Origin of the sequence: Maribacter zhoushanensis (assembly GCF_029350975.1) — a bacterium.
Classification (GTDB): domain Bacteria; phylum Bacteroidota; class Bacteroidia; order Flavobacteriales; family Flavobacteriaceae; genus Maribacter; species Maribacter zhoushanensis.
In genome coordinates this window covers 212271-232107 of record NZ_JARKMR010000004.1, presented here as the reverse complement: position 1 = coordinate 232107, position 19837 = coordinate 212271, and the positions used below count along the sequence as shown (strand labels likewise).

The 19837-nt window shown below is 33.6% G+C and carries 11 protein-coding genes; 3 read left to right on the top strand and 8 right to left on the bottom strand.

All coding sequences use genetic code 11. The annotated features are described in order from the left end of the window. The first annotated feature begins 30 nt into the window (after nucleotides 1–30). Entirely contained in the window at nucleotides 31–744 is a 714-nt protein-coding gene (locus PXD56_RS14440; protein WP_276494048.1) for a carboxylesterase family protein, read from the top strand. Nucleotides 745–757: 13 nt separating this feature from the next. Here PXD56_RS14440 and PXD56_RS14435 read toward each other — a convergent pair whose 3' ends face one another. The 6 genes from PXD56_RS14435 to PXD56_RS14410 all read right to left on the bottom strand — a co-directional run bounded on the left by PXD56_RS14435 (nucleotide 758) and on the right by PXD56_RS14410 (nucleotide 12652). Then, nucleotides 758–4129, bottom strand: coding sequence for a VCBS repeat-containing protein (locus PXD56_RS14435; protein ID WP_276494047.1), 3372 nt, complete (start codon nucleotides 4127–4129; stop codon nucleotides 758–760). 306 nt (nucleotides 4130–4435) lie between these two features. Further along, complete coding sequence (locus PXD56_RS14430; protein ID WP_276494046.1) at nucleotides 4436–6127, bottom strand: RagB/SusD family nutrient uptake outer membrane protein; 1692 nt, start codon at nucleotides 6125–6127, stop codon at nucleotides 4436–4438. A gap of 4 nt (nucleotides 6128–6131) precedes the next feature. Beyond that, on the bottom strand, nucleotides 6132–9302 hold the full coding sequence (locus PXD56_RS14425) for a SusC/RagA family TonB-linked outer membrane protein (RefSeq protein ID WP_276494045.1): 3171 nt from the start codon (nucleotides 9300–9302) through the stop codon (nucleotides 6132–6134). Nucleotides 9303–9712: 410 nt separating this feature from the next. Then, nucleotides 9713–10891: a THUMP-like domain-containing protein gene (locus tag PXD56_RS14420; protein WP_276494044.1), complete on the bottom strand. Its 1179-nt coding sequence runs from the start codon at nucleotides 10889–10891 to the stop codon at nucleotides 9713–9715. A gap of 6 nt (nucleotides 10892–10897) precedes the next feature. Then, nucleotides 10898–11998: an AI-2E family transporter gene (locus PXD56_RS14415; protein WP_276494043.1), complete on the bottom strand. Its 1101-nt coding sequence runs from the start codon at nucleotides 11996–11998 to the stop codon at nucleotides 10898–10900. A 3-nt stretch (nucleotides 11999–12001) separates the two neighbouring features. Then, on the bottom strand, nucleotides 12002–12652 hold the full coding sequence (locus PXD56_RS14410) for a DUF4159 domain-containing protein (protein ID WP_276494042.1): 651 nt from the start codon (nucleotides 12650–12652) through the stop codon (nucleotides 12002–12004). A 36-nt stretch (nucleotides 12653–12688) separates the two neighbouring features. Here PXD56_RS14410 and PXD56_RS14405 point away from each other — a divergent pair, with 36 nt between their 5' ends. Continuing rightward, complete coding sequence (locus PXD56_RS14405; protein WP_276494041.1) at nucleotides 12689–13480, top strand: DUF1223 domain-containing protein; 792 nt, start codon at nucleotides 12689–12691, stop codon at nucleotides 13478–13480. Between the two features lie 2 nt (nucleotides 13481–13482). Here PXD56_RS14405 and PXD56_RS14400 read toward each other — a convergent pair whose 3' ends face one another. Both PXD56_RS14400 and tsaD read right to left on the bottom strand, forming a co-directional pair. Further along, nucleotides 13483–14190, bottom strand: coding sequence for a 16S rRNA (uracil(1498)-N(3))-methyltransferase (locus tag PXD56_RS14400; RefSeq protein ID WP_276494040.1), 708 nt, complete (start codon nucleotides 14188–14190; stop codon nucleotides 13483–13485). 17 nt (nucleotides 14191–14207) lie between these two features. Next, nucleotides 14208–15236, bottom strand: a complete 1029-nt coding sequence (gene tsaD, locus PXD56_RS14395) for a tRNA (adenosine(37)-N6)-threonylcarbamoyltransferase complex transferase subunit TsaD (protein WP_276494039.1) — start codon at nucleotides 15234–15236, stop codon at nucleotides 14208–14210. A gap of 44 nt (nucleotides 15237–15280) precedes the next feature. Here tsaD and PXD56_RS14390 point away from each other — a divergent pair, with 44 nt between their 5' ends. Continuing rightward, entirely contained in the window at nucleotides 15281–19750 is a 4470-nt protein-coding gene (locus PXD56_RS14390; RefSeq protein WP_476703481.1) for a translocation/assembly module TamB domain-containing protein, read from the top strand. Nucleotides 19751–19837: the final 87 nt, after the last annotated feature.

The window sequence follows — 19837 nt, the reverse complement described above, 5'->3', positions numbered from 1 at the left end:
TACATTTGATAGCAAATTAAGATTTCACAGATGAGGGCAATTGCATATATTATTTTATTGGTTATTTTTCAAAGTTGTGCATCTCAAGCAAAGCCTGTTCTAATAGATTCAGCTATGCAAACGAACGTAAAAGAGAATCTTGCCTATTATCTTTATTACCCTGAAGACTATGAAGAGGAACCTGAAAAAGAATTTCCAATTCTATTGTTCTTACACGGTGGTGGTGAGTCTGGTGATAGTTTGGTTACTGTAAAAAGAAACGGTCCGCCAAAATTAATAGTGCAAGGTAAAAAATTTCCTTTTTTGATATTGGCACCGCAGAACCCTAATGCGAAAAAGTGGTGGAATACAAGAGCTGTAAAACAGTTATTAGATTCTATTGTGGAGACTAATAGGATAGACAAACGTAGAATTTATTTAACCGGATTAAGTAGAGGAGGAGGAGCTGCCTGGGAATTGGCAGTTCAATATCCTGATACTTTTGCCGCTATGGCGGTAGTATGTGGCATGGCACCTTTACCTTATGCCTCTTGGATAAATAGGAAAATGCCTATGTGGGTTTTTCATGGAGAGAAAGATAAATCTATTCCCTTTTCCGAATCAGAAAATATGGTCGCCAAATTAAAGGAAATGGGCTATGAGGTCATCTTTACTAGATATCCTAACGTTGGTCATAACGCATGGATTAAAGCCTATGAAACCGAAGCTTTATATGATTGGTTTGTTGATCAAGAGTTGAGGTAAAGCCCTATTTTTCTTAATTCTTCTGAAATACCTTAATTGAATCTCTATTTTGAGTGACTATATAATATGGCTTTTCTTTAATGTCACTGTTGACCTTTACAATACTTTTTGAATCTCCAGGTACCAAAAATCCGCTTTTAGATGTCTCAATAGATTTGAACTTTCCCTTTCCATCATTCTCTAATAATAGCCCATTAAATGCATCATTTCTACCTATAAAAACTTCATTTCCAAAATTGTTGCCAACCAACAAAAGATCTTTGTAGCCATCATTATTATAATCCAAAAATGTAATTCCGTTTATTGGGGCTACTTGAGCTTCAATAGGCAGTGGACTATACTTAAATGTACTATCGCCATTATTTTCTATTATTATACTATTATCAAAATTTCCAATCAATTTAGTAGAACCTTCTAATTCATCATCAGTGAATAAAGTAGAAATCGTTGCTTTAGAATATGCCTTGAATGTGTTGAATTTTGCTCTAAAAATTGGACTTTGTCCGTTTAAGTCTCCCCAAAAATTTACAGGAAATGCTTTGTAGGTAGGTTTATCAAAACTGTCTTTAAAATAAGCGAACATTACGGGGTCTATAGTGCCGTTGTCATCAAAATCTTTTGCGACTACGGTAACTGGTCTTTCTTCCGAAGGTTGATAAAAATTATTCATACCTAAATTACCTACTACAAAATCTATATCGCCATCATTATCTATGTCGGTTTGTGCAATGCTTTCCCACCAACCCGAAAGTTTTTCAATACCTGTTTTATCCAGTTTTTTGAAATTGGCACCATTATTTTTAAAAATAGAAATGGGCATAAATTCACCAATGACTATTAAATCATCATAACCATCTAAATCAATATCTGCCCAAACAGCATCTGTGACCATACCTACGTTACCTAAATCAGGTGCCATACTTTTAGTTACATCTTCTAGTACACCATTGTGGTTTTTTAATAGAAAGCTTTTTTCGGTATTAGGGTATTGTGAATAAGGAGTTCTACCACCAACAAACAGATCAACGAATCCGTCTTTATTAAAATCTGAGACGGTTACGATTGATCCGCTAGTATTAATTGTAGGCATCTTATTCGTTGCAACCTCAAAGTTTCCTTGACCATCATTTACTAATAAACGATGATTGTAATTAGTACTCCCTTGATTAAATTCATTACTACCAGAGACTAGGTACATATCTAAATCACCATCGTTCTCTAAATCGAACAATGCAATACTTTCCTCTTCATATGTTTTGTTTTCTTCATCATCAAATAAGTTTTGTTGAGTGAACTTACCTGTTGAGTTTTGAAAGAATATTTGAGGTGACTTACCGGAAGAACTACCAATGATAAAATCTTCAAAACCATCTCCATTCATATCTCCCACGGCTGTTATAGGACCATTTTGAGTTAATTTATGTGGTATTGTTCGTTGAATATTGTAATCAATGAAATCTTTTTCTTCATGTATGTATGACAATCCTAAATCGCTTGAAACCTCTTTAAAAATGGTATTTTCTTTTTTAGGAACAAATGGAAAACTTAATTTTTCTTGGGCTATTGAAATTGCATCTTCGTAGTCAAGAATTATTCTTTGATTTGCTTTAACATTAGATATTTTTTGAAACTTATAATCTGGCCATAGTATTTCAATTGATGTTATTTGTTTTATGTTTCCTAGACCAAAATGCATGATATCTTCAACGGTAGACATATAGCCTCTATAGGTATGATGTTCCTTATATTGAAATGTATTATCATCAAACCTTAAAACAATTTTTGCACCTGTTTTTTGAGATTTTGAAGGGGAATCTTTAAGGTCTACACTTAAGTAATTATGTTGACCATCTTTTAGGTCAGTTTTGTTTTGAAAGATTAATGCTTCGTCGTTTATATTATTGACGATATAATCTAAATCACCATCATTATCTAAATCAGCAAATGCAGCGCCATTAGAAAAAGATGCTATTCCAATGCCCCAATCTTCACTAACATCTGTGAATTGATTGTTGGTATTGTTTTTATATGCGTAATTAGGAATCTTTATTTTTGGAATGGAATCTAAAATTTGAGCAGGACTTAAATATCTACTAACGTTAAATTTGAAGTCACCAAAATCTAAGTCCGTGATATCTCTTGGGAACCCATTTGTAATTAATAAATCTTCATAACCATCATTGTCCATATCAGCAAATAAGGGAGACCAGCTCCAATCTGTTTTAGATACACCTGCCATTAACCCAATTTCACTAAACGGTACGTTGTTTCCATTACCTTTTTGTAACATGTTTCTGGTATGTTGGTATTCATAACCAAAACGGTCATTTAGAATATACTCTGTGTATTTATTTCCTGCTAATGTTGTTTTTAACCTTTCATTAGTTTCACCAAGCATATCTAAGGTGATGATATCTAAATACCCATCATTGTTGTAGTCAGAAATATCATTGCCCATAGAAAACTTACTTTGGTGTTTAATGTTTTCTTTTATCTTGTTAGAAAATGTACCGTCTTGATTGTTAACGTATAGAATATCATTTGACAGATAATCATTACTTACATAAATATCTGGCCAACCGTCATAATTTAAGTCAGCAATCGAAAGCCCTAGTCCATAACCTTCTATAGTTATACCTGCCTCTATAGTAACATCTGAAAATGTACCATCACCATTATTTTTATATAATTTATCATTGCTTAATGCAGAACCGTCAGTAATTTTTTTTCTAAAATTAGAAGGTAAAATATGTACATCAACATTGTTTAAAACATACAAATCTAAAAGACCATCTTTGTTGTAATCTAAGAAAGATGCACCCATACTATTGCCAGATTCTTCAAGACCATATTCTTTGCCCATATTTTTAAAAGACGGTATACCGTTATCATCTAAACCTTGATGTATAAACAGTATATTTTTCTTTTCTTGTTCACTGTTCAACATTGCAGAGCATACGTAGATGTCTAGAAAACCATCATTGTTTATATCTGCCAAAGCAACACCAGTATTCCATTTGTTAAGGGCTTCTATTCCAGATTCTTTAGAAATATCTTTAAATTTAAAATTGCCTTCATTTAAATAAAGCTTATTTGAAACTTGATTTCCACTGAAGAATATATCTGGTTTTTGGTCATTGTTAAAATCACCTATAGCGACACCACCTCCATTAAATATGTATTCACTTGTTAATATATTGAAGCTATCCGTTTCTACAATTTTATTATTGAAGTCGATTCCGGAATTTGAACTTGGTACAACCTCAAATAATGATTCGCTTTGTTTCTTACAATGTGTCGCATTTAGTAGAAATATAACTAATAATACGGCTAATAAAATACGTACAGATTTTTGTTTTAAAGTAGTAGTTATAGGTGTGTTCAATGTTTGATGAGTTAGTTGAAATAAGAGTTAAAAAAATGGTGATTGATTGTAGATTGCCAAATTAAATCCAATCATTTTATCAAGTACCAAAGTAATATTTTTGAATAGAAAATCATAGTAGTAAGCCTATTTACTTAAAGCATTTACGACTAGTTTTATTTGATTTTAAGTGATTTTTTGGGAGGTTGGTCTTTATTGTTATTTTAGAAATTCGAGATAATTATGATAAGCATTTGGTATGTTTAAAATAAAAAAAGCAGGACATTAAAATGTCCTGCTTTTAAAAATAATAAGAATAAATATTATTTAGTATCCAGGGTTCTGTTCAAGAATACCACCACTTAAATCTATTGCAGATAAAGGAATTGGTAAAACTTCATTTTTAGCTTCAAAAGCATTAGCCTTTGTGCCGAAGTTCGCAATAGTACGGCTTTCATTTGAAATATACTCATTGATTACTTCCACTCCGTTACCCCATCTGTATAAATCGAATAGGCGATGACCTTCCATACCAAGCTCTAAACGTCTTTCATGACGAACCGCTTTTCTTGCAAATGCTTGATCGGCAAAACTTGTGTAAGGTTCAATAACGTAATTGGCAGCATCAGCATCACCTGCTTCATTCTGAACATAGGTCATGTTTTTAGCTCTATTACGAACCATGTTAACCCATGTTAGGGCAGAAGCCAGGTCATTAGTTTCTACAGCTGCCTCAGCACCCATTAATAGAACATCTGCAAAACGAATTATATGATAGTTGATACCTGCATGTTGTTGTCCCCATGCACCCGTACCTTGGTTGTCTGTATCACCAGATTGGTAAACGTTCTTAGCTGGTAAGTATGGGCCTGAGATATCTGAAAAAGTTGCACGTATCCATGAATGTCCAGGGAAAGTACCATAACGGTTATAATCAACACCTCTTCTACCAACGGTATAATCTAACCTTGGATCTAATGGACCGGTATGAGGAGTAAATGCGTCTTCATCTTCAATTCCGTAATCATTAGCTACGTCAGATTGGTTGAAAGTATCTAATAAAGGAAGACCAGTAGTTCCGTCAGTTTGGAAAGCATTCACCAAATCTTGAGACGGTTGGTAAAAACCACAACACGAACCAAATGGCCCTGGGTTAGGGAAATTCAATACCCCTCCAATATTACCGTTGAATGATTGACCATCATCAGCAGTAAACTGAATTGCAAAAACTGCTTCAGAACTATTTTCTCCTGTACTTTCAAAATTAGCTACAAACTCAGGGTTTAAGCTATAAGGGCCATTGTTGATGACATCTTCTAATAAAGCGAAAGCTTCAGCCCATTCAGATTGTTGTAAATGAACCTTACCTAAATATGCTTGTGCAGCCCAAGAAGTTGGTCTTCCTGATTGTGCTTGTGTAGCAGGTAAATTGTCCATTGCAAATTGTAAATCAGCTTCAATTTCATCCCAGATTGGTCCTGGGTTAGGCTGGTTAAATTCTGTATTTGCATAGTTTTCTTCAGAAATGTAAGGTACATTTCCGTAAATTCTTTGCAATTCAAAATTAAAATGACCTCTTAAAAAACGCGCCTCTGCTAATTTGCCAGTTAAATCTGCATCTTCAATAGTAGCTATTAAGGCAATTACTGCGTTAGCTCTGTTTACACCGGCAAAAATAGATGACCATTTTCCTAAAACGTAAGGGTTACCTGTAGTCCAGTTGTAAACTTCCATCTCAAATAGGTCAGCTTGATCACCATCAGTACTACCTTTGTGAGCGTCATCTGCAACAACGTCAAACCACCAGTTATCTCCACTTGCTGCAAAACCATTTCCTGCAAGGTTGTTACGTATACCATCAAGAGTAGAATATGCTCCAATTAAAAGGAGTTCAACACCATCTTCATTTTGTACTGCAGCGTCACTAAGAGCACCAACTGCAGGCTGCTCTGTAAAATCATCACTACATGCGCTTATAACAGCGAATAGTGAAAATAAATAAATTAATTTCTTTTTCATTTTTTTACAATTTTAAATTAAATCCAAGTGTAAGAATTCTTGATTGTGGTACAACCTGACTATCTACACCTAATGTTAAGTTATTACCGGTAACTGATGAAATGATCTCTGGATCAAAGCCATCATATCCTGTAACAGTAAGTAAATTTGTGGCTTGTACGTAAACACGTAATAAGTCAAGACCAATCTTATTTGTTATCTTATCAGGAAAAGCATAACCTAATTGAACATTTTTTAAACGTAAGTAAGAACCATCTTCTACAAAGTATGAATTTGGTTGTGTTTCACTATTCTGGATAGAATTACTTAATGCTGGTAAAGTAGCATTCGTATTTGTTGGTGTCCAAGAATCTAAAACTCTTACACTTCTGTTACCGTCAACGAAAGTTGGGAAGTCAGTAAATATTTTAGTGTAATTATAAATATCATTTCCTTGAGAACCTTGTAAGAATAATGAAAGGTCAAAAGCTTTATATCCTAAGTTAAAGTTGAAGCCATAAGTGAAATCTGGATGTGGAGAACCAATAAAAGTTCTGTCATCATCGTCAATTACTGTGTCACCGTTTACATCTCTGTATTCAAATCTACCTTCGTCTGTAAAACCAATTACTTCTCTACCAAAGAAAGAAGAAATAGGCTGACCAACTTGCGTTCTAGATACAGCACCACCACGGAAACTGTCATCACCAGTTTGGAATTCACTGATCCAATCAGTTACTTCATTTTTGTATTTAGAAAAGTTTACATCGAAACCATATTTCCATCCAGATGTAGTTTCATCTTTATAACGAAGATTGATATCAAAACCTGTGTTTGTTACATTACCTGCATTTACATATGGTGCACCTGCATCGATAGCTGTTGTACTAATTAAACTGTTATCTTGAACAATTAAATCTTTGGTTTTAATGTTGAACCATTCAAAATCCAAGTTCAATTTGTCATTGAAAAAACCTAGTTCAATACCTGCATTAATCGCTTCACTAGTTTCCCATTTTAAATTTGGGTTACCAACTGCGGATAACAATGCTCCCGTTGCTATAGAACTACCATCAATGGCGTAATTAGATAAACTTTCATTTAATGAAGAAATGTTAATAGTAGGGTTACTAGCTGGTAAAGATTGGTTACCTAATTGACCCCATGATCCTTTTAATTTGAACCAGCTTAAAGCTGAGTCAGAAGAAATGAAATCTTCTTTACTAACTACCCAAGCACCACTTATAGAAGGGAAGGTGTCACTTTTGTTATCTCCAGCAAAACGTGAAGATGTATCGTTACGTAAAGTACCTGTAATAAAATATTTGTCAGCATAAGAATATGTTGCAGATCCAAATAAAGAATACAAGCTGGTAGTTGCGTCATATGCATTGTCAATATTAGGTGTTCCGCTACCATTGTTTAATAAGTAGAAATCTGGTGTTTCAAATAAGAAACCGGTTCTACTTACTTGCTTTCCTTTTACACCATCTTCAACAGATTCAATACCTACTAAAGCATCAATTTTACTGTTTTCAAATGTTTTTTTATAGTTTAAGGTATTTGTAAAAGTCCATGAGTAACCATCTTGGTTTAGTTCTGTAAGTTGGTTTGTTCCTAATGGCTCGCTGTGCTCAGGGTCTAATGCTTGAAAACTACGAGTATTGAACGAGTTTATAGTACCACCAAAATTAGTTTTGAACGTAAGTCCATTTGCTATTTCAGCAGATAAATAAATATCACCTAAAACCCTAAGTGTTTTGTTGAAGTTGTCACTTGCTCTACCTAATTGTGCTAAAGGACTTCTAGAGTTACCTGTACCTTGCGCCCCAGTACCTGCAAAATTACCGTTATCATCATATAATGGTATTAACGGGCTACTTCTTACTGCTTCTTCATATCTAGCTCCGGCTCCACCTTGGTTTCCGTTAGAATAAGCCGTACTAAAGTGTTGACCAACACGAACTTTGTCTCCAAGTTTAAATTCTGAGTTTAATCGAATTTGACCTATTTTATAAAATGTATTTACAAGATTACTTGGATTGTTCAAGAAATTAGCAGAAAGTGAATATTTACTATTTTCTTCACCATTCGCAACAGAGAAAGCTACACTTTGAATAATTGAAGTTCTTGTGATAGCATCTATCCAATCTGTACCATTAGGGTCTACAGAAGCAGAAGCATCACCTCTTACGATAGGATCATAAGAAACTACTCTGGTGTAACCATTTAATGATGAAGGAACAACTGCAGATGAACCATTACCATATTGAGGATGATCAAATACTGTTCCATCGTTTGCCGAACTTTGAAACAAGACATCTCCTAATTGTTGTGCATTTAAAAATTCAGGAGTGTTCGCTATTGAAGAAAACCCAGTATATGTATCAACAGATACTATTGGTTTATCCATATTATAACCACCACCTTTAGTTGTGATAATTACTACCCCGTTAGATGCTCTTGCACCGTATATAGCAGCAGCACCATCTTTTAAGACGTTCATTTGGTCAATATCATTAGGGTTGATACTGTTCAATACAAATGGGTCATCTGTTTGTAGACCGTCAATAATAAACAATGGGTTGGTATTGTTACTAGTACCAAAACCACGAATGTTAATTTTTGGTGGGCTACCTGGTGTTGCGTTTTGTACAACAGTTACACCACTTACACGACCTTGTAATGCAGATGCGGCATTAACCACTGGTGCTTTTGTTGCTTCAGATACATCTACAGATGCTACTGAACCGGTTAGGTCACCTCTAGTTTGCTGAGAGTACCCTAGTACAATAACTTCGTCAAGGGCTGCAGCATCTTCGGCTAAAGTTGCGTTTACGCTTGATTGACCGTTTACAGCGATCTCTGTACTTTTAAATCCTATATAGCTAAATACTAATGTGGCACCATCAGATACGTTTAAGCTATAGTTACCATCAAAATCTGTTTGTGTACCATTAGTTGTACCTTTTTCTACAACATTGGCTCCAGGCAGGGGTTGGCCAGTGTCATCTAAAACGGTTCCCGTAATAGTAGATTGAAGTGTTTTTACTTCAACCTCTTTTGAAGTACTTGTGTTTTCATTTGCTTGTACCATTTGGGTACCTAAGCAAACAAGCATTGATAAAACTCCAGATTTAATAAAGGATGACCTTTTACTGGATTTCATCAACGTGTAATCACGTTTTTGACTCATAATTGTTGTTGTTTGTTAGTTTAAATTAAATGCTTGGAAATTGAGCTTCTAAAATTTTTAGTTGCAGTCTTTAAATGTTAAAAAAATCAAAATCCGGTATAATAATAGCACTTTTCCTTTAAAAATGAATAATTCAACAGTGTTAATTTTCGAAGGTCATAAAACTAAACAAGGCTATTGTTATTGTAATAATCTGTATTAATAGCTGTAATTAATAGGATATCAATAATTTAGAGCTTCAATAATTTGAAATTTGCTAAGTTAATTTTTTAACAATTTAATTACATTGTGTAAGAAAAAAACTACATAAAATTTCAAATTTACAACGTTGTAGTAGGTGGTTTTTTGTACTCAAAAATTGCTTGAAAGCAAAGCCTGGTAAAAATATATGGATGTACTTTTTAAAGCGTTTAAATTTGAAAAGAAGAAATTACTATTAAATTTCCATCTAATTTTGTGGTACAGAATAGGTAGTTTTTTCCACCGTCTTTAAGTGCGAGTTTTTTTCTGATTTCGGCTACAGAATCTGGGAAATTCCTTGTAGTGATATTGGCTTTTTTAATGCCTGATTTTTTTAATGATTTTTTAGAGTAATCATAAATATGTTCAACTTTGAATGTTCGCCCTGGGAACTCAATTAATTTTTCTGATGTGTAAAGGTGAGAATTGGGGTGAATTTTATTTAGGTTGAAGTGATTTCCTAAATACTGAAACGAGCCAGATTTTAAAATAGATGCATTTGGCTCATATATATAGCTTAATGGTTCTGAATATTTAGGTATTGCATTTACTTCATCGCTTAAATAGAAATTAAACTGCTGTACATTACTTGACTTAAAATTCATTGTTTTTATAAAAGCTTCACTACTAAAGTCTTTTTCAATTAACCATAAAATTTCCTTTACATCATTGTTGATAGCTATAATGTGTATCTCTTTTACATGGTTTAATTCTTTTAATCCACTCTTAATATCTAATAATGGTCCGGTTTTAATAATTAGATTAGAAGATTTTGACAATAAAAGGTCCATGTTGCTTACTACGTTTGGTTCGCAATCAGACAAGTAATATACTTTTTTGTTGTCTTTGTCTCTTCTAGATGGGTCAATATAAAGCCAATTATAGGTTTTAGATGTGTTGTTTAAGAAGGTTAATCCATCGTCTGCAACGCATTTTATGTTTGAAATACCCATTTGGGTAAAATTATAATCGGCAATTTTTGATAGTGTTTTGTTTTTTTCGATATGGAAAACTTGGTTTACTTTTTTGGAAAATGCTAATGAATCTACGCCAAAACCACCAGTTACATCAATCAAAATATCTCCTTCTACTAACGACGCTTTGTAATTTGCTGTAATTTCTGATGAAGTCTGTGAAAGATTAAGTTTGTTGGGGTAGTATATGTTTTTTGCTTTATACCATGTAGGTAATTTTGTTTTTGCTTTTAATTTCGACTCAATTTGTTCAACTAATTCTTTCTGGGTTATATTTTTGAACCTTGGTTTTGAAAGGATAATTTTGTGAACATCGTTCTTTAGATTAGTATCTATAAACTTTTGTGCTTCACTGGTTGTAATTTCTAAATTCACGACAATCTAGAGATTATGGGTCAAAGATTTTACTATTTGGTTATCAGAAAGGAATTCTTTCAAAATAACTTTTAATGCAGTATAGCCAGGAACAGCAACTATCATACCTACGGTGCCAAATAATAAACCCGCAATGATAATAACTAAGAAAATCTCTAGAGGATGAGATTTTACACTATTGGAAAATATAAAAGGTTGAGAGAAAAAATTATCTACTAATTGCCCAATTAGCAATCCTATAAATACATAGCCCGTTTTTGGTAATATTACTTCGCTAAAATCTGAACCTAAATTACTCGTCATGGTCAATGTCAACATAATAACACCACCTATTATAGGTCCTATATAGGGAATGATATTAAAAAGGGCGCAAAGAAATGCTATAACTACAGCATTTTCAATACCAACAATTAATAAAACTATGGTGTAGATTACAAATAGAATGAAAATTTGAAGTAGTAGACCAACAAAGTATCTTGACAATAATCCATTAATTTTTCCAATTGAATTGGTGGTGCCTTTCTTCTTGTCTAATGGCACGAATATTAATAAGCCATGTTCAAATAATTTACTGTCCTTTAAAAAGAAAAATGAAATAAAGAGTACTGAAAACAATCCAATACTTGCCGTGCTCAAGATATTTAAAAAGGAATTTAAAAAATTTGGAATAAAGCCTATATCTAAGCCTTGTAGTATATTTTGTTCTAGACCAGAATCATCAATTACATCTTCAACTATATGTGATGAAAGCCCTAAGTAATTTGTTATTTGATGATTTAATGTGTTTAAGCTTTTTTGTAGTTCATCTATGTCAAGTAAAGAAAGGTTCTTGCCTTGCTCGGTTAACAATGGTATAAACAAGGCTACAATACCCACCAAGATCCCAACCATTAAAAGCATGGTTATAATGACGGCTAGAATATTTGGTAGTTTAAGTCGTAATCTAAAAAAACGAACTAAAGGGCTGCCTATTAACGCCGTAACAGCGGCAATTGCCAAGTAGGCTATAACAGATTGTATAGTGTATAAGAAGTATAATAAAAGAGTAATGCCAACTAGTACTCCTATTGCTCTTAGTATGCCTTGCGATATGGTTTTTGAGGTCATTGATTAATTTTTAAAGGCATAAGTTATGATATTAGCTCCCATTTGCAGCGCTTTTTCTCTAACCTCTACAGGGTCGTTATGTACAGTAGGGTCTTCCCAGCCATCACCTAAATCTGATTCTGATGTAAATAATAATACAATTCTATTGTTTATTGATATGGCAAATGCTTGCGGGCGCTGCCCATCATGCTCATGAATTTTTGGTAATCCTTTTGGAAAAGAATATATGTTTTTAAAAATTTGATGTTCTGCACCTAACTCTTCCAAAGGGGTATCTGGAAAAAGCCTTTTAATTTCTCTGGTGATGTAAGGCTTCATACCATAATTATCATCAATATGTAAAAAACCGCCAGATAATAGGTAATTTCTTAAATTGTCTAATTCCTCATCTGAAAATACAACATTACCATGCCCGGTCATATGTAAGTAAGGGTATTGAAAAATGGAACTACTGCCAACTTCTACAGTTTCAGGTTTGCTGTTAATGGTTGTGTCAATATTATTATTGCAAAATTTAATTAAGTTAGGTAATGCAGTTGGGTTGGCATACCAATCTCCACCACCTTGATATTTTAAAATAGCTAATTCTTGTGATGACATCTGAAAACAGAAGAACAACAGGGTTAAAGCAAGATAAATTGTAAGTTTTTTCATTTTAATTCGAATAATAGAATACCTAATTATACTATTATGTTACATAAAAAAATAATTGTTCTATTGTTTATGGGAGCAGGTCTTTTATTAACCTCCTTTATTAAATCTCAACCGAGTAAAGATAATAAAGTTGATGATGCTTTTTCTTCAAAGTATTCAGAAAATGTATTGAACGGAATGGTAGTGTTAGAGCTCTTTACCTCACAGGGTTGTTCTAGTTGTCCGCCAGCCGATGATTTGTTGCAAGAAGTAAAGATTAAGTATCCTGAAAATGTATTTGTACTTAGTTACCATGTTGATTATTGGAATTATATAGGTTGGACTGATCCATTTAGCAATAAAGAGTTTACTGAAAAGCAAAGCAGTTATAATAGAAAGTTTGGGTATAGAGGTAATTATACGCCAGAACTGGTGGTTAATGGGAAAGAACATTTGGTAGGTTCAAATAGGGGCAAGGTTATAAGCGCTATCAATAAATATTCTGCTGTGAAATCAGAAAACCAATTTATTGTTCAAAATTTAAATAGAGGAATTGATAAAGTAAATTTTGATTATAGTATTGTTGGGGATACATCAGGTAAAACTGTAAGAGCTGTTTTGGTATTAAACGAAAGAACTACACAAGTAAAAAGAGGAGAGAATAGACAAAGAACATTAGTGAATTCTAACATTGTGGTAGCAGAAAAGAGTGTAAAAATTGAGGATAATAGTCTTGTTGGGGGCATAAATATTCCTTCAATTGTTAAAAACAAAGAAGCGCTTGTGCTCATGTTGCTTATAGAAAACAGAAATGGTGATATAATAGGAGCGGTTAATGCAGTTATATAAAATTAGCCATTATTTATTGTCGCTATAATGGTACAGGCTACAATTGCAGCTGTTTCTGTTCTTAATCTTGTTTTGCCCATGGCAACAGGTGCATAGCCTTTTTGCATTGCATTCTTTATTTCTTCGGGAGAAAAATCACCTTCAGGACCTATTAAAATGGTAACATCTTTATCTGCTGCAACCCTTCTTTTAAGTTCATGCCGCTCTGTGTCTTCGCAATGCGCAATGAATTGTAGTTCAGCTGCTGGTTTTTCTAAAAATTCAGAGAAACTAATGGGTTCGTTTAGTTTAGGTAAATATGTTTGTAAAGATTGCTTCATAGCTGATTCTAGCACACGCTGCATACGCTCTAGTTTTAATACTTTGCGTTCTGATCTTACACAAATAATGGGTGTTATTTCATCAATGCCTATTTCGGTAGCTTTTTCTAAAAACCATTCAAAACGATCATTCATTTTTGTTGGTGCAACTGCTATGTGTAACCAATGCGATTTTGGATGAGTTTTCTTTGAGGATACAAGTTCAACCTCACATTTTTTTAAATTATCGCCAATTATTTTTGCTTCAAATAAGTAGCCATTTCCATTTGTAATCCACAACTGATCACCATTTTTTTTTCTCAAAACTTTGATGATGTGCTTACTTTCGTTACTATCAAAAATGAAAGTAGCATCTGTGGGTTTAATATCTGAATTGTAAAATAATTGCATGTGGGTTGTTTTAAAAACTAGGATATAACATACCTGGCTTTAGCAGTTACATCTTGTTGAGAAAATTTCTCGTTTTTATATTTTTGATAGCCTACAATGCCTATCATGGCAGCATTATCAGTGCAATACTCAAATTTAGGGGTATAAGTTTTCCATCCGTACCTTGACTGTGTTTCAGTTAGCGCATTTCTAATTCCGGAATTTGCCGATACTCCGCCGCCAATGGCAATTTCTTTTATGCCTGTTTGCTTTACGGCTTTTTTTAATTTTCTCATCAATATAGTGATGATCGTATACTGAATAGAGGCACAGATATCCTCAAGATTGTCCTTTATGAAATTTGGATTTTCTTTCGTTTGTCTTTGTATAAAATATAAAATATTAGTTTTCAACCCGCTGAAACTAAAATCTAAATCTTTAACATTGGGTATGGTAAATTCAAATTTATTAGGGTTGCCTGTTGCGGCATATTTGTCTATCAAAGGTCCGCCAGGGTAGGGTAGACCTAAAATTTTAGCACTTTTGTCAAATGCTTCACCAACCGCATCATCTAAAGTTTGTCCAATAATTTTCATGTCAAAGAAATCGTTGACTTGAACAATCTGTGTGTGACCTCCACTTATGGTGAGTGCCAAAAAAGGAAATGACGGTGCCTTCATAGTTTCGTCATCTATAAAATGAGCTAAAATATGGGCTTTCATGTGGTTAACCTCAATGAGTGGTATTTGTAAACCTAATGATAAAGATTTTGCAAATGAAGTGCCTACAAGTAATGAGCCCATTAGTCCAGGTCCGCGTGTAAATGCTATGGCTGATAATTGTTTTTTATCGATATTTGCTTTGGCTATGGCTTGATGAACGACAGGGACTATATTTTGTTGATGCGCTCTTGAAGCAAGTTCTGGTACAACCCCTCCGTATTCTTCGTGAATAGCCTGGGTAGCCACAACATTACTGAGCACTTTATCGTTCATTAAAACTGCCGCAGAAGTGTCGTCACAAGAAGATTCTATAGCAAGTATATAAATTGTATCGTGTTCAGACATATTTGGAATAAAATTTGAGCAACAAAGGTAAAACATAAAGACCTATCAAAAAACTGAGAAAAATATTGGTGAGAACATTATTGGTGCTTGTGCTGATATGTGTTTTAGGTACCATCATTTTTTCATTGCCAGTGGTACAGACCTTGCTGGCGCAGTTTGCTACGAAAAAAATTAACGATCAATATGGTACGCATATCAATATTGAGCGATTAAAAGTTTCTTTAATTTCATGGAATACAGGTTTAGAGGGTGTTTTTATAGAAGATTACAAACAAGACACTTTATTCTATGTAAATGAGCTTAAAACTTCTGTTTTAAGTATTAATAATTTGGTACAGGGAAATTTAGAATTTGGAGATATTGAAGTTGATAAATTAAACTTTAAGCTTAAAAGGTATTTCGGTGAAACCAATACTAACCTTGAGGTTTTTGTAGATAAACTTGATAGTGGCAATCCTAGAGCTCCTGGTACACCACCATTTAGACTTTCATCATCCAAGGTTGACATTGAAAATAGCAGGTTTAAATATATTGATGAAAATTTAAATAATGCGACTGTCTTAAATTTTGATAGTCTTAATATTAATGCAGGAGATTTTTTAATTCTAGGTCCTGAGGTTTCTGCAGATATTCAAGAAATGTCTTTCTTCAGTAAAAGAGGATTAAAAGTAGATAGATTAGCGACAAATTTCAAGTATACAAAACAACAAATGCGTTTTGATTCTTTGAAAATAAATACTCCGCTTTCTGCTTTAGACGGTAACTTGGTGTTTAACTATGATCGTAAAGATTTTGCAGATTTTTTGAACAAGGTTAATGTTGTAGCAGAGTTTAAAGAGTCTAAGGTGGCTTTTGATGAAGTCAATTTGTTGTACAATGAATTTGGTAAAGGAAAAGGAGTAACGTTCAATGCCAATGTAAACGGGGTTTTAAATGATCTTAATACTGATGATCTTTTTCTGTTTTCTGATGATACCGGTATACGTGGCGATTTTAATTTTAAAAACTTATTTAATAAGCAAAAGCCTTTTAGCTTAAATGCTGAAATGAAAAACGTAACAAGTAGTTATTATCAATTAAATGCTTTGTTGCCTAATTTAATCGGTAAATCGTTGCCATCATCTTTTAGTAAACTTGGACAATTTACAATACGTGGTAATGCGTTTATTACCAATTCTTCTATAGCTGCAAAAGTAAACTTAAATACTGCCGTTGGTAGTAGTTATGCTGATATCGTTTTAAGTGATTTCAATAATATTGACAATGCAACTTATAAAGGATTTATTTCTTTGATAGATTTTGATTTGGGTGATTTTGCAGAGAATAAAAACCTTGGTAAGACAACTTTAGATTTTAATGTGGAAGGTAAGGGCTTTGTAAAAGAGAAGCTAAATACTGAGGTTATAGGGCAAATATATTCTATAGAATTTAATAAGTATAATTACCAAGATTTACGTGTTTCGGGTATTATTAAAGATCAGTTGTTTGATGGGTCTTTGATCAGTAATGACGAGAATTTCAAATTTGATTTTAAAGGTCTTGCCAATGTTGCGGAAGCTAGAAATAATTTCAACTTTATTGCCTCTGTAGATTATGCTGATTTAAAGAAGTTGAATATCATCAATGACAGCGTTTCTGTGTTCAAGGGTAATGTAAGTATGGATATCACAGGTACTACGCTAGATAATATTACGGGAGATATAAATTTTACACAAACAAGCTATCAAAACGTAAATGACACCTATTATTTTGAAGATTTTGCGGTGACTTCTAGCTTTGGCGAAGATCGCGAACGAACTATAAATATCAACTCACCTGATATCATTACCGGTTTTATGAAAGGTAATTTTAAGGTTAAAGAGTTGGGTAAACTCGTGCAAAACTCTTTGGGTAGTATTTACACTAATTACAGACCCTTTGAGATTTCTGATGGTCAGAACCTTTCCTTCAATTTTAAAATATATAATAAGATTGTAGATGTGTTTTTTCCTGAGGTTCGTTTTGATCCAAATACTTTTATAAAAGGTAATATTGTGGCTGATGATGGTGATTTTAAGCTCAATTTTGCTTCTCCAAGTATAGAGGCTTTCGGTACAGCTGCCGATAGTATAGAGGTTAGAATTGATAATAAGAACCCGCTGTTCAATACATATGTTTCCGTAAGTGAGTTAGATACACCTTATTATAATTTTAAAGATTTTAACCTAATTAATACCACATTAAAAGATACGTTATTCTTTAGGTCTGAATTCAAGGGTGGTAGTGAGTTTAACGATTCTTATAATCTTAACTTCTATCACACATTTAATAAGGATAACAAATCTGTAATAGGTCTTAAAACATCAGATGTAAATTTCAAAGGCAACAAATGGGTGTTGAATAAAGATGGTGATACAAAGAACAAGGTTATATTAAATAGGTCTTTAGATAGTATTACAATTCAAGAAATTGTAATGAACAACGAAGAGAAAGAGCAAATTAGATTAAAGGGGCAATTGGCAGATTCAACCTATAAGGATCTGCAGCTTCAGTTTAAAATTGTATCCTTGGATAAAATAACACCTGTAATAGATAGTCTTAAATTACAGGGAGAGGTTAACGGTACTTTGAACGTCCTTCAAAAAGATGGTATCTATTTGCCATCATCAAATTTGAATATTGTTGATTTCGGTATTAACAGTATTCCTTTAGGAGATTTGGCAATTAATATTATTGGGAATAAAGATTTATCTGAGTTTCAAGTAAATTCACAATTGTCAGACAATAATGTAGAAAAATTCAGTGTAGTAGGTAGTATTGAAAATAAAGGAGAAATACCTAAAGCTAACCTGATAGCCAATTTTAGTAATTTTAGTTTAGACCCGTTTAGCCCATTGGGTGAAGGGGTTATAGATAATATACGTGGAGATATTGATGGTAGGGTTCAGATAGAAGGCAATGTTGACAATCCTGATTTTAACGGATTGCTGACTCTGGATAATGCGGGCATTGCTGTACCCTATTTAAATGTTGATTATGGTTTTGCTCCACGCTCAAGAGTAATACTTAAAAATCAGACTTTCGACTTTGAAAATATAGCATTGGAAGATGTGGCAAAGAGTACACGCGCAAATCTTGACGGTACTATAACCCATAGTTTTTTCAAGGATTGGGTTTTGGATCTAAATGTAGATACCAAGAATGATAGATTCTTAATTCTGAATACCGAATTTAAGGAAGGTGATTTGTATTATGGCGACGGGTATTTAAATGGAACAGGTCGTATTTATGGACCTACTACTGCTTTGAATATAACTGTAGATGGGTCTACGGCTAAAGGAACTTCTCTGAAAATACCTTTGAGTGATGTTGCCAGTGTTGGTGATTACTCGTTTATTAATTTTTTAGAAAAGAAGGATAAGCAACGTATTGAAAGCAAACTTCAGTTAAAAGATTACCAAGGTCTGGAACTGGAATTTAACCTTGACGTTACTCCTGATGCCGAAGTTGAAATTGTGACCGATACTAAAACAGGTAGCTCTCTGAAAGGTACAGGGGTGGGTATTATATTAATACAGATCAACACTAATGGCAAATTTGAAATGTACGGTGATTATGTTGTGGTTACAGGTGAATTCAATTATAAGTTTGGTGGCATCATTGATAAGAAATTTAAGGTGGAACCCGGTGGTACTATAAATTGGGATCAAAAGCCGTTAGAGGCAATTTTAGATATGGAGGCGGTATATTCCTTAAATGCGAACCCTGCACCTTTACTTGATGATGCAGGATTTACGAGAAGAATCCCTACAGACGTAATAATCAGTTTAACGGGACAACTTCAAAAACCTGATATCGATTTTGGTATTGATTTTCCGGGTACGAACTCTATTGTTAAATCGGAATTAGAATATCGTTTGCAGGATCCAACCGTAGAAGAGAAAAATGCTATATTCCTATTGGCTCAAGGTACTTTCGTAAATTCTCAGAGCGGTATTAACCAACAGGCAATTACAGGTAATTTGGTGCAAAGTGCATCTAGTATATTAAATTCTATCTTAAGTGGCGGTAACGATAAGTTTAATCTTGGTCTATCTTATGAGCAAGGTATATTGGATCGATCGGCAGATATAGAAACAGATGATAGAATAGGGGTAACGGTATCCACCCAAATATCGGATAGGATACTGTTCAACGGTAAAGTAGGCGTGCCGGTTGGTGCATCTAGTGAAACTTTAGTGGCCGGTGATTTTGAAATACAGGTTTTGTTAAATGAAGAAGGTACCTTAAGTGCGAATTTCTTTAGTAGGCAAAGTGAGATACAGGCGTATTTGTCAGATCAACAAGGTTCCACTCAAGGTGCGGGAATTTCTTATGAGGTAGATTTCAATAATTTTAAGGAACTCTTTCAAAAGATTTTGGCTACTAAACCTGAGGTTGAAGAAGCGCCTGTAAAAGAAATTCAAAACCCATCTTCGGTCATGGGTAATGATAGTTTAATTCGTTTTTACGATAAGCCTAAATCATTAAATTAACAGATAAACACTTCTCTCTTTGTGAATAAATAACAAATTTTAAGAATTTGACTATTAATCTGTTACAGCGAAATCCTTTTCGTTGAT